At 53.7% G+C, this 15,251-nt stretch carries 12 protein-coding genes and 1 pseudogene; 11 read left to right on the top strand and 2 right to left on the bottom strand.

Features of this window, described 5'->3' with window-relative positions; translation table 11 throughout:
* Window positions 1-146: 146 nt before the first annotated feature.
* Window positions 147-386: pseudogene (locus tag RB297_RS18490) on the bottom strand (KGG domain-containing protein); the annotation flags it as partial.
* A gap of 212 nt (window positions 387-598) precedes the next feature.
* On the opposite strand from RB297_RS18490, the gene RB297_RS18485 reads away from it, so the two are divergent.
* The 3 genes from RB297_RS18485 to mgrA all read left to right on the top strand — a co-directional run bounded on the left by RB297_RS18485 (window position 599) and on the right by mgrA (window position 3,297).
* Window positions 599-1,366, top strand: a complete 768-nt coding sequence (locus tag RB297_RS18485; RefSeq protein ID WP_015734073.1) for an HAD family hydrolase — start codon at window positions 599-601, stop codon at window positions 1,364-1,366.
* A 37-nt stretch (window positions 1,367-1,403) separates the two neighbouring features.
* On the top strand, window positions 1,404-2,156 hold the full coding sequence (locus RB297_RS18480; RefSeq protein WP_096772956.1) for an NAD-dependent protein deacylase: 753 nt from the start codon (window positions 1,404-1,406) through the stop codon (window positions 2,154-2,156).
* 124 nt (window positions 2,157-2,280) lie between these two features.
* Window positions 2,281-3,297 (top strand): L-glyceraldehyde 3-phosphate reductase, encoded by a 1,017-nt coding sequence (gene mgrA, locus RB297_RS18475; RefSeq protein WP_375121122.1) that lies wholly within the window; start codon window positions 2,281-2,283, stop codon window positions 3,295-3,297.
* A 116-nt stretch (window positions 3,298-3,413) separates the two neighbouring features.
* Here mgrA and RB297_RS18470 read toward each other — a convergent pair whose 3' ends face one another.
* A complete protein-coding gene (locus RB297_RS18470; protein WP_375121095.1) occupies window positions 3,414-4,277 on the bottom strand; it encodes an AraC family transcriptional regulator in 864 nt (287 codons plus the stop codon).
* Between the two features lie 187 nt (window positions 4,278-4,464).
* Between RB297_RS18470 and RB297_RS18465 the strand changes: the two genes are divergently transcribed.
* The 8 genes from RB297_RS18465 to ptsG all read left to right on the top strand — a co-directional run bounded on the left by RB297_RS18465 (window position 4,465) and on the right by ptsG (window position 15,229).
* Window positions 4,465-5,643 (top strand): galactokinase, encoded by a 1,179-nt coding sequence (locus tag RB297_RS18465; RefSeq protein WP_375121094.1) that lies wholly within the window; start codon window positions 4,465-4,467, stop codon window positions 5,641-5,643.
* A gap of 1 nt (window position 5,644) precedes the next feature.
* Complete coding sequence (galE, locus tag RB297_RS18460) at window positions 5,645-6,634, top strand: UDP-glucose 4-epimerase GalE (protein WP_375121093.1); 990 nt, start codon at window positions 5,645-5,647, stop codon at window positions 6,632-6,634.
* A 19-nt stretch (window positions 6,635-6,653) separates the two neighbouring features.
* Window positions 6,654-8,243, top strand: a complete 1,590-nt coding sequence (locus RB297_RS18455) for a UDP-glucose--hexose-1-phosphate uridylyltransferase (RefSeq protein WP_375121092.1) — start codon at window positions 6,654-6,656, stop codon at window positions 8,241-8,243.
* Window positions 8,244-8,422: 179 nt separating this feature from the next.
* Complete coding sequence (locus tag RB297_RS18450; RefSeq protein ID WP_096772960.1) at window positions 8,423-9,586, top strand: iron-containing alcohol dehydrogenase; 1,164 nt, start codon at window positions 8,423-8,425, stop codon at window positions 9,584-9,586.
* 203 nt (window positions 9,587-9,789) lie between these two features.
* Entirely contained in the window at window positions 9,790-10,323 is a 534-nt protein-coding gene (locus tag RB297_RS18445; RefSeq protein WP_015734081.1) for an NfeD family membrane protein, read from the top strand.
* Between the two features lie 4 nt (window positions 10,324-10,327).
* On the top strand, window positions 10,328-11,857 hold the full coding sequence (locus tag RB297_RS18440; RefSeq protein ID WP_009591831.1) for a flotillin lipid rafts scaffold protein FloT: 1,530 nt from the start codon (window positions 10,328-10,330) through the stop codon (window positions 11,855-11,857).
* Between the two features lie 150 nt (window positions 11,858-12,007).
* A complete protein-coding gene (gene glcT, locus RB297_RS18435) occupies window positions 12,008-12,865 on the top strand; it encodes a glucose PTS transporter transcription antiterminator GlcT (RefSeq protein WP_375121091.1) in 858 nt (285 codons plus the stop codon).
* A gap of 282 nt (window positions 12,866-13,147) precedes the next feature.
* Window positions 13,148-15,229, top strand: coding sequence for a glucose-specific PTS transporter subunit IIBC (ptsG, locus tag RB297_RS18430; RefSeq protein ID WP_375121090.1), 2,082 nt, complete (start codon window positions 13,148-13,150; stop codon window positions 15,227-15,229).
* Window positions 15,230-15,251: the final 22 nt, after the last annotated feature.

Below are 15,251 nucleotides of genomic sequence, written 5' to 3'. Positions count from 1 at the left end.
GGTTTTAAATGAGTCTATCACAAAAAGGTAGGTTTTTCTACATGATATTAATAGGAAGCGATGGAAGGAAGCCTGTCGTGAAGGCCAAGAAAAAGCCTGTCCCCCTTGGTCGGGAACAGGCTTCCTACTGAAAAGATATGCTATTTCTTGCCGCCTTTGCGGCCAATTTCCTGATAGAATTCGCGATTATGATTCCGCGAGGTGGCTTCGCCGCCCTTTTGACCGATTTCCTGGTAAAACTCGCGGCTATGGTTTTTGGACGTCGCTTTGCCGCCTTTTTTGCCGATTTCCTGATAGAATTCGCGGCTGTGTTTTTTGGCGGTGGCTTCGCCGCCAAGACGTCCGGCTTCTTCGCGGGTCATCTTTCGATTGCTGCTGGTGGCCATGAACAAATCACTCCTTTACCGTCGTATTTGCTATGCGTATATGTTACTTACCACGGTCCATTTGTCATGAATCAAAACATTCGACTAAAGATTGGTAAATTTTCAAGTCGGAGCGATTTCTTGATCCCATGCGCCAATAACGCTTAAATCAGAGTTTATTTCATGGTTTAATAAGAGTATGATCAAGAATAGGATAGGGAGGTTTTGAACCATTGCCGTTTGTTCAACTGAAAGGACGAACCGTTCCCTGCCAAGGGATCTTGTTTGATAAAGACGGTACGCTGCTTCATTTCATGGCGCTGTGGGGAGGATGGGCCGATTATGTGCTCGAGTTCATGGAGGAACGGCTGGAGCTGATGGGATCCGGCTTTACGCTGCCGAAAGAGAAGGTGCTGGGGACCAAGCACGATGCCGGCGGACGCGTATCGGGGTATGATCTGCGGGGTCCGCTCGCCATGGGCACCGTGGAGGAGACGAACGGGCTTCTGGCCTGGCAATTGTACGCAGCCGGGATGCCATGGAACGAGGCGATTGTGCAGGTCCATCAGATTACGAAAAATGCCATGTACGAAGTCCGTCAGCGAAAGCCGGCATTCCCGATGCCCGGACTGGAACATTTTCTGGAAAAATGCAGCTTGGCCTCCGTGAAGATGGCAGTGGTGACTTCGGATCAAACCTCAGGCGCCGTGGAGCAGTTGGAATGGATGGGGCTTCGCTCGTACTTTACGGTCATTATGGGAAGAGATCAGGTTCGAAATGGCAAGCCGCACCCCGAAATGACCGAGGCGGCCTGCCGCCGGCTCGGGATCAAACCGGAGGAAGCGGTCGTCATCGGCGACAGCAACGCGGATATGCAGATGGCGAAGCAAGCAGGCGCTGCGCTGGCCGTAGGTTTAATGACGGATGAAGGGGAGCCGGCGCATCTGACAGATGCCGATGTTGTCATATCCGATTATAATGAATTAGACGTGCACAGGTAGACGTGTTATTTTAAGGGCTGTACGGAGGTGTATAAGAGTGGAGAACAGGGAAAAGATCGAGCAGTTGGCAACATGGATCGAAGCGAGCGACTACATTGTTTTTTTCGGGGGAGCGGGTACCTCCACCGAGAGCGGAATACCAGACTTCCGTTCGGCAGCCGGACTGTACCAGAGCGAGCACCAGTCTCCGTATCCGCCGGAGGTCATGCTCAGCCATACTTTTTTTATGCAGCATCCGGAAGTGTTTTACGACTTTTACCGGAGCAAGATGCTGCACCCGCTTGCGCAGCCGAACGGCTGTCACCGCCTATTGTCGAGACTCGAGCATGACGGGAAGCTAAAGGCGGTCATCACGCAGAATATCGATGGCCTGCATCAGTCGGCGGGATGTTCCGAGGTGCTGGAGCTTCACGGTTCCGTGCACCGCAATTATTGCATGGATTGCTCCCGATTCTACAGCCTTCAGGAGATTCTGGACATTAAGGAAATCGTCCCGCGCTGCAAGGATTGCGGGGGGCTGGTTCGGCCGGACGTCGTGCTGTATGAAGAGGAATTGGACCAGAACGTCATCATGCGCTCGATCCAGGAAATATCGACGGCCGACTTGTTGATTATTGGGGGGACTTCCCTGACGGTACACCCCGCCGCTAGTTTGATCTCCTATTTTCATGGAAGCAAGGTAGCTTTGCTGAATGCAGATCCAACCCCATACGATCATCGGGCAGGCCTCCTGATTGCGGATCGGATCGGTCAAGTCATGACGCAGGTGGATAAACTGATCAGCACGTGAGGGGACAAAAGGCGGCGTATTGCCGTACCTGTCCCTGTAATCGTTTTCTTGTCAAAGGAAGACCAAACGCGATAAGATGGAATTTAGCAATGGACCTATTCACTTAGAGAGGCAGGGATTGCAAGTGACCTATGTGGCTAGCGAAGACCGCTATGAAGGAATGAAGTATAACCGCGTGGGGCGGTCCGGGCTTAAACTTCCCGCGATCTCCCTTGGATTATGGCATAATTTCGGTGGCGTCGACACGTACGAGAACGGGCGGAACATGATTACGCGCTCCTTCGATCTGGGCATCACCCACTTCGATCTGGCGAACAATTACGGACCTCCTGCAGGCTCTGCCGAGGAGACTTTCGGTAAAGTGCTTTCCAGAGACCTTAAGTCATATCGTGACGAAATCGTCGTTTCGTCCAAAGCCGGCTATTATATGTGGCCCGGTCCTTACGGCGATTTCGGATCGCGTAAATATCTGGTATCAAGCCTCGACCAGAGCTTGAAGCGAATGGGCCTGGACTATGTGGATATTTTCTATCATCATCGGATGGATCCGGGAACGCCGCTCGAGGAAACCATGGCAGCGCTGGATCATCTCGTTCGTTCCGGCAAGGCGCTGTATGTCGGAGTCTCCAACTATTCGCCGGAGAAGACCCGGGAAGCGATATCGATCTTGAAAAACCTGGGTACCCCGCTGCTCATCCATCAACCGAGCTACTCCATGCTGGACCGTTGGGTGGAGAACGGATTGCTTGACGTCCTGGAAGAGAACGGGGTCGGAAGCATCGCATTCACGCCGCTTGCTCAAGGGCTCTTGACGAACAAATATTTGAACGGCGTGCCTGTCGATTCCCGTGCCGCAAGCGCATCCGTGTTCCTGAACGAAAGCAATATCACGCCTGAGGTGCTGCGCAAGATCAGAGCCTTGAACCAAATCGCCCAAGCCCGGAACCAGAGTCTGGCTCAATTCGCGCTCGCCTGGGTTCTGCGCGGCGGCCGGGTGACGTCTGCCCTGATCGGAGCTAGCAAAGTAAGCCAGATTGAAGACAACGTGGCTGCCTTGAACAATCTGGAGTTCTCGAAGGAAGAGCTGGATCGGATCGAAGCGATTCTCAAAACGGAGAATGCATCTTCTTCGGAAGGATAGATGCTGGCGAAAACACGGTGGCATTAAAATAGATACATGAAAAGGAGCGCCTTTAGGATGATAACCGACCTGAAGGGCGCTCCTTTTTTTGCTAAGGGATGGCTTGGGCGCACTCTTTAAGTAAGCGCGGATGAAGAGATGATGTCCTTGCGGTACCGCGACGGGGATCGGCCGACGAGCCGCTTGAATTGGCGTGAGAAATAGAGCGGGTCGGTCAGTCCGACCGATGCGGAAACCTGCTCGATGGACAAATCGGGACGTTCGCGCAGCAGCCGTTTGGATTGGTCGATTCTTAATTTAAGCAGATACGTGATCGGAGTCATGCCCGTTTCCTGCTTGAAGATCCGTGACAGGTATGCGCGGTTGTAGCCTAGGCTCGTACACATCTGTTCGATCGAGACGGGATGGGCGTATTGGGAAGCCATGTAACTGATCATCTGCTTCACCGTGCGCTGAACCTGGGGTTCTGACAGCGTCAATCGGGACGGCCGGTCGCTCTGATTCATGATCTCGGCCCAGATTAAATGCAGGTAACCGATGGCGGCCATGTGAGAGCTTTCTTCCCTGGATTGAAAATGGCCCTGGATGAGGGATACATAGCCGGGAATGGGGTTGTTCTCCACGAGGTGGAGGACAGGCTTTTCGGGCGTGAGCCCCAAACGGGATATCTCTTCATCGGCGTGTTCTCCGTCAAAGGCGACCCAGCGGTAACGCCACGGCTGGCTCGCATCGGATACATAGCTGACAATCTGGCCGGGATGAATCAGGAAGCAATCGCCGGGCCCGAGCTGGTATCTGTCGGTTTCGGTCCGAAATACGCCATGGCCCAATTCGATGATGTGCAAGAGGTAATGATCGAATATTTTGGGCCCCAACGCATGCTCCGGAAGGGTCTGGCTCTCGCCGGCGAATCGCACGTGGAGCCAGCCGCCGCCTTGCTGTGCTGGGTTGGAAGCAACAGAATAGGTTGGTTTCATCATTCATTTTCCTTTACAATGAGTTTGGGAAAAAGAGGAACTATAGGGATTTCGTGATCATAAATTTATTGTACCTCCATAAGTCACATAAATCCATATGTATCACACAAGATTTCATTATCGGTAAACGAGATTTCCATTATACTGAAGACAGTAAAACTACCATATGTACAGGATGGAGTGATAGGCAGTGACGACGCAACAGCTTATGGAAAGATTTATGGACAAGCACGGTGAGAGCCAGCATAAGGTTCGCATATTTAATGCGCCAGGGCGCGTGAACCTGATCGGGGAGCATCTGGATTACAACGGGGGTTATGTGCTTCCGGCAGCCCTGGAGTTTGGCACAACCTTGATTATCCGACCGCGTGACGATAACAAGGTGAGCTTTTCATCCACCAATATCCCCTATGAATTAACGATCAGTTTGAACGAGGATTATGGCTACAAAATCGATCAATGGACGGATTACCCGGTCGGCGTCATTACCGAGCTGAATAAAATCGGCTGCGGGCTCAGCAGCGGCTATGACCTGCTGTACCACGGGGATATCCCGAACGGGGCAGGCCTCTCGTCCTCAGCGTCCATCGAAGTGGTCACGGCTTACGCCTTCTTGAAGATGGAGGGCAAGGAGACGGATACGGTGGAGATCGCAAAGCTTTCGCAGCGGGTGGAAAACCTGTTCGTCGGCGTCAACTCCGGCATCATGGATCAATTCGCCGTAGCCAACGGCAAGCAGGATCATGCCATTCTGTTAATGTGCGATACGCTGGAGTATGAGCTGGTGCCTTTCCGGACCGGAGCATACAAAATCGTGATTTCGAATACCAACAAACGGCGCGGGCTCGTCGATTCCAAATATAATGAACGCCGCAGCGAATGCGACCGCGCTTTGGAAATTTTGCAAAAGGAGCTCCCGGCGTTATCGTATCTCGCCCAGCTGAATCCGGATCAATTCGCGACCTTGCGGGACAGCATCCAGGATGAGACCGTCAGAAGACGCGCCCAGCATGTCGTCGAGGAGAACCAGCGCGTGCTTGATTCCGTGAAGGCTCTGAAAGAGGGGAATCTGGAAGTTTTCGGACAGTACATGAATCAGTCCCATGACTCTTTGCGTTATCTGTACGAAGTCACGGGCGACGAGTTGGATGCTCTGGTGGAAGAAGCCCAGCGGATTCCGGGTACGCTCGGTTCCAGAATGACGGGAGCCGGCTTTGGCGGCTGCACGGTATCCCTCGTGCACGAGGACGCGGTGGAACGTTTCATCGCGGAAGTGGGACAGCAATATGAGGCCAGAACGGGACTGAAGGCGGACTTCTACGTATGCGGCGTAGGTCAAGGCGTGCATGAAGTAAAGGAGGGCGAATAATATGGCTATTTTAGTGACCGGCGGAGCAGGTTATATCGGTTCACATACCGTGGCGGAGCTGCTGGAGCAAGGGGAAGACGTTGTAGTCATCGACAGCCTGGAGACGGGTCATCGCGAAGCGCTGCTGGGCGGAAAGCTGTATGTCGGCGATCTGCGCGACAAGGCGCTGCTGAAGCAGCTGTTCTCGGACAACGATATTGATGCCGTTATCCATTTTGCCGCAAATTCACTGGTCGGCGAGAGCATGAAGGATCCGGTGAAATATTACGATAACAACGTGTACGGCACGCTGTGCCTGCTGGAAGCCATGAATGAGGCGGGCGTTCGAAAGATCGTCTTCTCTTCAACGGCCGCGACCTACGGTGAGCCCGAGAAGGTGCCGATCGAGGAAACGGACCGGACCCAGCCGACGAACGTGTACGGGGAAACCAAGCTGATGATGGAACGGATGATGTCCTGGTTCGATACCGTGCTCGGGGTGAAGTATGTCTCCCTTCGTTACTTCAACGCGGCCGGCTCGCATGCCAGCGGCAAGATCGGCGAGGATCACCGGCCGGAGAGCCACTTGATACCGCTCGTTCTGCAAACCGCTTTGAAGCAGCGCGCCAGCATCTCGGTGTTTGGCGACGATTACGCAACTCCCGATGGCACGTGCGTCCGCGATTACATTCACGTCAGCGATCTGGCGAATGCGCATCTGCGCGCGGTTGAATACCTACGTCGCGGCGAGTCCAGCAATGTGTTCAATCTCGGCAACGGACTCGGGTTCTCGGTCAAGGAAGTGATCGAGACATCGAAGCGGGTGACGGGTGCCGACATTCCGGTTGTCATGGAAGCCCGCCGTGCGGGTGACCCTGCGGTATTGGTGGCGTCTTCGGACAAAGCGCGCACGGTTCTCGGATGGACGCCGTCCAGAACGACGTTGGAGGAAATTATCGAGAGCGCATGGATGTGGCACAGCAGTCGTCCGGACGGTTACGGCGACAATTAATCCAAGGGGGACGATGAACATGAATGCTGCAACATCAAGTACTCCCGAATCCAAGCAGGTTCTGCATGCCATTGAAATGCTGGTGCGATTCGCGCTTCATAAAGGCCTGATCCAGGCAGCGGATGCGGATTACAGCCGTAACCTGCTGCTGGAGGATTTCGGGTTCAGCGAGCCGTACGGCGACGAAGTGAACGACCCGATGCCGGATGGGCCCCAGGCTATGCTCGACATCCTGATCGATTACGGTGCGGCGCATGGCATGATCCCGGAGAATACCGATACGTACCGGGATTTGCTGGACGCCAAAATCATGGGCCGCCTCATGGCAAGACCTTCGGAAGTAACCGCTCGGTTCCGGGCGGTAGAGCAGGAGCAGGGGATCATCGAGGCTACACGGCAATTTTACAGCCTGTGCATCGACTCCAACTACATTCGGATGGATCGCGTAGCCAAAAACGAATACTGGCGGCATGCCAGCGCGTACGGCGATATTGAGATTACCATCAATTTATCCAAGCCGGAGAAGAGTCCGAAGGAAATCGCCATGGCCAAACTGCTGCCTCCGCCGATCTATCCGAAATGCCAGCTCTGCCGGGAGAACGTGGGTTATGCAGGCAGGGTCAATCACCCGGCACGGCAAAACCTGCGCATTATCCCGCTGGAGTTGAACGGTGAACCATGGTTCTTCCAATACTCGCCGTATGTTTACTATAACGAGCACTGCATCGTGTTCCACCACGATCACGTGCCGATGAAGCTGACCAAGGAGACGCTTGCCCGCCTCTTGAGTTTTGTTGATGCTTATCCGCATTATTTTCTCGGATCGAACGCGGATCTTCCGATTGTCGGGGGCTCCATTCTCACACATGATCATTTCCAGGGGGGGCGGCATACCTTCCCGATCCAGAAAGCGCCGAAGGTGGCCGGGTTTACGCACGGGGATTATCCGGAGGTATCCGTTGCCATCGTGAAATGGCCGATGTCGGTGATCCGCCTATCCTCAAGCGATCGGGATTCGCTGCTTGAATGCGCGAACGGCATTTACGAGGGCTGGAAAACCTACAGCGACCCTTCGGCAGACATCGAGGCCTTCAGCGAAGCGGACGGCGAACGGGTCCGCCATAATACGGTGACTCCGATTGCCCGCCGTAATGACGAGGGCATCTATGAGATGGATCTGGTTCTGCGGAACAATCGCACCAACGAGCAGCATCCGGAAGGGATCTTTCATCCTCATCGGGAGATGTTCCACATCAAGAAGGAAAACATCGGCTTGATCGAAGTGATGGGGCTGGCGATCCTGCCGGGCAGGCTCAAGGAAGAGCTGGATCAGATCGCCGAGATTCTGGCGGGGAACGAGGCACTGTATGCGGACAGCCAGGCCGCTGACCATCCGCTCGCCGTCCACGGCGACTGGATCGAGGAGCTGCGGGGCCGGGGCATAGCCGCATCCGATAAAGCCGGGGCCACCCAACTGGTACGCCGGGAGGTCGGCAGCAAATTCACGACGATTTTGGAGCATGCCGGGGTATACAAACAGACGGCGGAAGGGCAGCAGGCATTTCAGCGATTCCTGAGCCATATGGGGTACGTCCCTGACAGCAGATAAATATTCTTGGATGACAAATATGAATGTATTGAAGCTAACGATAACTAGGATCATCATTCAAACAGCCGATCTTCCGAAAGAAGGACGGCTGTTTGTTTTGCTTAATGGGAATGGTATAGAATGAAAAAGCACGCATGAATGAATTAGATGCAAACCAGATGCGATGGAGGTAATGTGACATGAGACCTTTTGTCTTTCATAATCCGACTCAGTTGATTTTTGGCAAGGGCAAGCTGAGTGCTTTAAGCGGTGAAGTGGCCAAATACGGCCGGAACGTTTTGCTGGTGTACGGCGGCGGCAGCATCAAGCGCAGCGGCCTTTACGATCAGGTCATCGCCTTGCTGAAAGAAGCGAATGCGGTGGTGACGGAGCTTGCCGGGGTGGAACCGAACCCGCGCCTGTCAACGGTACATAAAGGAGTGGAGTTGTGCCGGGAGCATCACATCGACCTTATTTTGGCCGTTGGCGGCGGAAGCGTCCTCGACTGCTCCAAAGCGATTGCCGTAGGGGCCAAGTATGACGGAGATATGTGGGATTTCGTAGAGCGCAAAGCCGTACCGCAAGCGGGTCTGCCGCTTGGAACGGTGCTTACGATGGCCGCAACGGGATCGGAGATGAACGGCGGCTCCGTCATCACCAATGAAGTGACCCAAGAGAAGATGGGCTGGGGCAGCCCGCATGCTTATCCCGCCTTTTCGATCCTGGACCCTGTGCATACCTTCTCCCTTCCCCGGGATCAAACGGTGTACGGTATCGTGGATATCATGTCCCACGTACTGGAGCACTACTTCCATCAGGATACCAATACGCCGGTGCAGGACGGTTTCTGCGAAACGATTCTTCGAACCGTTATCGATACGGCGCCGAAGCTGGTTGAGGACCTGGAGAACTATGAGCACCGCGAGACGATCATGTACTGCGGTACGATGGCGCTGAACGGCATGATCAACATGGGAATGGCCGGCGACTGGGGAACCCATAACATCGAGCACGCGGTGTCTGCCGTATACGACATTCCGCACGGCGGCGGCCTGGCAATCCTGTTCCCGAACTGGATGAAATATAATCTGAACGCGGATCCTCAGCGCTTCAAGTCGCTTGCCGTGAATGTATTCGGTGTTGATGCTGCCGGGAAAAGCGATGAAGCGGCCGGACTGGAAGGAATCGAGGCGCTCCGCCGCTTCTGGACTTCCATCGGTGCGCCGAGCACGCTGGGAGATTACGATATCGACGACCGCGAGATCGGGTCCATGGCCGATAAAGCGATGCGCTTCGGTCCTTTTGGCAACTTCCGCAAGCTGCAGCGCGAGGACGTCGTTGAAATCTATCGGATGTCGTTATAGGGGTTGTCCTGTCGTTAGCTGACAAGGAATAAAAATGGTTTTAAAGCCTGCCGGTTCAAGCCGTGCAGGCTTTTTTGCTGGGGCGTCGAATATAGATTATGAAGAGATTTTCATACGTTTGAGGCAAATAATTGAAACTTTAGCAAACATTTTGCCGTATTACTTGTTATACACAGTAAGGAATTCCAGAGGGGGCAATCAACATGGAAGCGTTATATTGGGGCTGTCTGATCGGGGGCGTGATCTTCGCCATCGTAACCGTGGTGCTAGGCGACATACTTAGCTCGGCGCTTGACGGATTGTTGGACTTTTTGTCAGTGGATTTTTTCAATCCGGTTGTGATCGCCGGGGGAATCACCGTATTCGGCGGGACCGGAATCATGCTGACGAAATACACGGAATTGGCGGCAGGTGCCCATGTAACGCTATCTGTCTTGGCGGCCATCGTCATTTCGATTCTCGTCTACTTCGGGTACGTGAAACCGATGGAGAACAGCGAGAACTCGACGGGCTTTTCCATCAAGGAGCTTGCGGGCAGGATCGGCGTAGTCACGGTGCCGCTACCTGCTGAAGGATTCGGGGAAGTGATGGTCAAGGTCGGGGCAGGCAACACGATGCACATTGCCTCAAGCTTTGATCGTCAAACGCTTCCGGCAGGTGTCCGCGTGGTGGTTGTCGACATTGTTGATGGCGTCCTGAGGGTGTCCGAACTGGAAGAACGAAAAGGAGAGGATTGATTCAATGCCAGAGTACTTAGTAATTCCGTCGATTGTTGTAGGCGTCATTGTCGTGTTAGGACTTGCGTTCTGGGCCCGCTACAAAACGGTGAGCCCGGATGAAGCGATGATTGTCACCGGTTCTTTTTTGGGAAGCAAAAATTTGTCGGAGGACGAATCCGGCCGCAAAATCAAAATCGTTCGCGGCGGCGGCGCTTTTATACTCCCCGTGTTTCAGCGCTCCGAATTCGTATCGCTCTTATCTCATAAACTGGATGTCATGACGCCTGAAGTGTACACGGAGCAAGGCGTGCCGGTTATGGCGGACGGGGTGGCCATCATTAAAGTGGGAAGCTCGATCGAAGATGTGGCGACCGCAGCCGAGCAATTCATGGGCAAGCCCATTGAAGCGCTGAAGGGTGAAGCCCAGGAGGTGCTGGAAGGCCATCTTCGTGCCATTCTCGGTTCCATGACAGTAGAGGAAGTATATCGTAACCGCGACAAGTTCGCGCAGGAAGTTCAGGGGGTCGCAGCAAGAGACCTGAAGAAGATGGGTCTGCAGATCGTTTCCTTTACCATTAAGGACGTTCGCGATAAACACGGATATCTGGAAGCGCTTGGTAAACCGCGGATCGCTACGGTCAAGCGGGATGCGGAGATTGCCGAAGCCGAAGCGATGCGGGATGCGCGGATTCAGAAGGCACGCGCCGAAGAAGAAGGACAGAAGGCCGAGGTCGTACGCGATACCAATATCGCGGAAGCCGAGAAGGAAAGGGAGCTGAAGGTCGCGTCCTTTAAGAAGGAGCAGGATACGGCAAAGGCCGAAGCGGACCAAGCTTATCATATTCAGGAAGCCCGAGCCAGACAAACGGTGGTTGAGGAGCAGATGAAGGTTGAGCTCGTTCGCAAGGAACGCGAAATCGACCTGCAGGAGAAAGAAATCATGGTTCGCGAGAAGCAGTATGACGCGGACGTGAAGAAAAAAGCCGAAGCGGATCGCTATGCGGTTGAGCAGGCTGCCGAAGCGGATAAGGCCCGGAAGATGCGCGAAGCGGATGCTGTGCAATACTCCATCGAAACGCAGGCCAAAGCGTCTGCCGAGCAGAAGCGCCTAGACGGTATGGCGGTTGCGGATGCCGAGCGCGCGAAAGGTACGGCGGAAGCCGAAGTCATCCGCCTGCGCGGTATTGCCGAAGCCGATGCCAAAGAGAAGCTGGCCGAAGCGTTCCAGAAGTTCGGCGAGGCTGCTGTGCTCGATATCATCGTGAAAATGCTGCCTGAGCTTGCCGGCAAGATTGCTCAGCCGATCTCGTCCATCGACAAGCTGACCGTTGTGGATACTGGGAAGGGCGAAGGAGCGGCTCGCGTGAGCAATTATGTGACCGAGCTGATGTCCACGGCGCCTGAGATGCTGAAGAGTGTGTCCGGGATTGACGTGGAGGATCTCATTAAAGGATTAACAACGAAAAAATCCGCCACGGCTCAAAAGCCGGTGTCCATCGAGCAGGAACTTGTACCGGTCCCTGTAGAGACAAGTGCCGCTAAGGAAGAGTAGATCAAGCCGCAAGCAGGGGCCGGAATACATGGTGGCAGGCAGCGGTACGGCACCTTGAAGACTTTGGCAACCACAAATGATTTTGCCGCGCTCTTATATTTCTGATAAGATATCCGAGTATACGCGTATGAATCAAAAAGAGGTGCGAACGTGAGCAGCTTACAAGTGGCTAAAGTGTTGAACAATAATGTAATCATAGCGAAGCATCCTCAACATGGCGAGGTTGTTGTTATCGGCAAGGGCATCGGCTTTAACCGGAAGAATAAAGACCGTATCCCTGCCGCCGCTGCCGAGAAGATGTTCATTTTGACCAAACCGGAGGAGCAGGAGCAGTATAAGCAGCTGGTGCCTCACATCGACGAGAAGCTGATTGAGGCGATGAATGATATTATTCTGAATGCCGCCAAGTCCAGCGACGCTCCTCTGAATGAGCATATCCACATTGCCTTGACGGATCATATCGCATTTGCCATTAAACGCCATGCCCAAGGTCTTTATATCCACAATCCTTTTTTATACGAAACCAAAGAGATGTACCCTGAAGAGTACGAGATGGCCGAATATGCCGTCCGTACCATTCGGGAGAAGCTCGGGGTTGACTTGGGCCAAGAAGAAATCGGATTCATTGCCCTTCATTTTCACGGTGCCCTTACGAACCAGCATATCTCCGAGGTCCGCAAGCATTCGGAGCTGATCGCCGACTTGGTACATACCGTCGAGCAGCAGCTGGAGTACGCCATCCCGAAGGATACGCTGGATTATTCCCGATTGCTGACGCACCTCCGGTTTGCCTTGGAACGGGTTCGGCGGGGGGAAGCGGTGAACGAGACGAGTTCGCTTGACGGCCTTTTGAAGCGTGAATATCCCGAGACCTATTCCCTGGCATGGAAGCTGACCAAAATGATGGAGCAGCGGCTGAAGAAACCCATCTATCCCGCTGAGGCCGGTTATTTGACCATACATCTGGAACGGTTGGTCCAGCGTAAAGAGCAGGGCGGGCAAATGTGAAGATTTTATTAAGTCCCTTACCATGTGGTTGCAACGATAAATGAACGGTGTTACAATACGAACAGTTATGAACCATAAAACTTCAAATCCAACGTGTAACTGATTCGATCAGGCATGAGTATTGCAGGAATTTGGTTGTTATTACCCATTTTTGGGTAATCTAATCCATGAGATTAGTCATCCATTTACCTGTGGTTGCTCATGCCTTTTTTGATTTGATGGCTTTATGATGATCTACCTACAGCTTGTGATAACAACTAGAGACAGAGGGTGAGAATTTTCATGTTTAAGCGGCTTTTTGGCGTACTGCAAAGGGTCGGTAAAGCTCTGATGCTGCCAGTGGCCATATTGCCGGCGGCCGGACTATTGCTCGGTCTTGGAAATATGCTGGTCAACCCCGATTTCCTGCAATATGCACCTTGGCTGGATGCGGCCTGGGTTCAAGCGGCTGCCACGGTCATGATGAATGCGGGACAAATCGTATTCACGAACCTATCCTTGCTGTTTGCAGTGGGGGTTGCGGTCGGTTTGGCCGGAGGTGAGGGCGTTGCGGGTCTGGCCGCGATCATCGGTTACCTTGTCATGAACGTCACCATGGGCAGCGTGATCGGCGTGACGCCGGCCATGGTCGGCACGAATTACGAATATGCCAGCGTGCTTGGCATTCCGACGTTGGCTACCGGGGTATTCGGCGGAATCATCGTCGGTATATTGGCAGCCAGCATGTACCGACGGTTTTTCAAAATCGAGCTTCCGTCCTATCTGGGCTTTTTTGCAGGAAAACGTTTTGTTCCGATTATGACGGCCGCAACGTCCGTTTTGCTTGGTCTGTTGATGGTGTTTATATGGCCGCCGATCCAGTCGGCGCTTAACACGGCGTCGCATTTCATGCTGGAACAAAACCTGACGCTGTCCGCTTTTGTGTTCGGCGTCGTGGAACGCGGATTGATTCCGTTCGGACTGCACCACATTTTCTATTCCCCGTTCTGGTTTGAATTCGGGGAATACCTGAACCAGGCAGGACAATTGGTTCGAGGGGACCAGAACATATTCATGGCCCAGCTTCGGGACGGCGTCGAGTTTACGGCAGGCACATTCATGACGGGTAAGTATCCGTTCATGATGTTCGGTCTCCCTGCGGCAGCGCTTGCCATCTATCATGAGGCAAGACCGGAGAACAAAAAGTTCGTGGCCGGCATCATGGGGTCTGCGGCGCTGACTTCCTTCTTGACCGGGATCACGGAACCGCTTGAGTTCTCGTTCCTGTTCGTCGCACCGATCCTGTTCGCCGTGCATGCGTTGTTTGCCGGCCTGTCCTTCATGACCATGCATATTTTGGGCACCAAAATCGGCATGACCTTCTCCGGCGGCCTGATCGACTACATGATCTTCGGTGTCATTCCGAACCGGACGCCATGGTGGAATGTTCTCATCGTGGGTGCTATTATGGCTGTAATCTATTACTTCGGCTTCCGGTTTGTCATTCGGAAATTCAATCTGAGGACGCCGGGGCGCGAGGAAGCTTCGACGACAGAGCCGGAATCAGGCTCTGGAGCAGCGGTCGCTGGCAGTAAAAATGATCTGCCGTCTAATATCCTGACTGCACTGGGCGGCCAGCCTAACATCGCGCATCTGGATGCATGCATCACTCGTCTTCGCGTAGAGGTAAAAGACAAGGGACATGTCGATAAGGCAAGGCTGAAGCAGTTGGGTGCGTCAGGCGTGCTGGAGGTGGGGAATAATATCCAGGCGATATTCGGAACCCGTTCCGATACGATCAAATCGCAGATTCAAGACATCATGTCGGGAATCACGCCGACCACTGCGCCTCAAGCAGAGGCCTTGGAGACGATGCCGACGGCTCAAGAGGAACAGCAGGCCGGACAGGACGGGGAAACGCTCGTTAAGGAGGAAATCGTATCCCCGGCCGATGGAGAGCTTATGGATATTTCCCATGTGCCTGACCCCGTGTTTGCCGAACGGATGACAGGGGACGGATTTGCGATCGTGCCTCATAACGGAACGATTGTGTCTCCCGTTAACGGCACCGTGTTCAATGTGTTCCCCAGCAAGCATGCCGTCGGCATTATGTCGGATGGCGGCAAGGAAGTGCTTGTCCATATCGGCGTCAATACCGTTAAGCTGAAAGGGCAAGGATTTGAAGTCCTGGTGCAAGAGGGGGACCTGGTCTCCACCGGTCAACCGATCATGCAAGTGGATCTGGATTATGTGAAGGAGAATGCCAAATCGATCATTTCTCCTATTATCTTCTCGAATCTGCCGGAGGGAGCTTCCGTGAAGCTGAACAAGACCGGTGAAGTAAAAAGCGGCGAGGAAGGGATCATTACCCTATTGAAACCTTAACCTCGCGATGGTTTCCAGGATT

It is taken from the genome of Paenibacillus sp. CR_12, from assembly GCF_041953985.1.
In the GTDB taxonomy this organism is placed as follows: Bacteria; Bacillota; Bacilli; order Paenibacillales; family Paenibacillaceae; genus Paenibacillus_AQ; species Paenibacillus_AQ lautus_A.
The sequence above is the reverse complement of the archived record's forward strand: the minus strand, read 5'-3'. Positions and strand labels throughout refer to the sequence as shown.